This is a genomic window from Pseudomonas sp. P7758, assembly GCF_013386485.1.
Lineage (GTDB): Bacteria > Pseudomonadota > Gammaproteobacteria > Pseudomonadales > Pseudomonadaceae > Aquipseudomonas.
This window is the reverse complement of sequence record NZ_JACARS010000276.1, coordinates 1-507: the sequence shown is the minus strand read 5'-3', so window position 1 is coordinate 507 and position 507 is coordinate 1. Positions and strand designations below refer to the sequence as shown.

Below are 507 nucleotides of genomic sequence, written 5' to 3'. Positions count from 1 at the left end.
CGCCACGACCGCTGCTGCTGAGAATCGCCAGCAGGATAGCGCCAACGGGCAGGCCCATGCGATTGCACAGCCACAACACTGCCAGCAACAGGATGAACAGGCCAATGGAAATGCCCGGGTTTTGCTTGGCGAAGTTGGCCTCGGACACATGCGCCGGCACGGCCAGCGGATCGCCGCCCACCACCTGCAGCATCGCCGCCACTCCGTCACTGATGCCCTTGCTGTAGTTGCCCGCCTTGAACGCCGGGGCGATCACCTGGTTGATGATCACCCAGGATTGCGCATCCGTGAGTACGCCTTCCAGGCCATAACCCACTTCGATGCGAATCTTGTGCTCATCCCGGGCGACGATCAGCAGGGCGCCGTTGTCCTTGCCCTTCTGGCCGATGCCCCAGGCGCGGCCCAGTTGATAACCGAAGTCTTCAATGGGCACGCCTTGCAGGTCGGGCACGGTGACCACCACGATCTGGTCGCCGCTGGTCTGCTCCAGCGCCTGCAACTGCTGGG

Annotated in this window: 1 protein-coding gene; it reads right to left on the bottom strand. The window is 63.5% G+C overall.

Annotated elements, in window-relative coordinates; all coding sequences use genetic code 11:
- The coding region (locus HX873_RS31465) for a YgcG family protein (RefSeq protein ID WP_177123866.1) at positions 1–507 on the bottom strand (507 nt) is incomplete at both ends.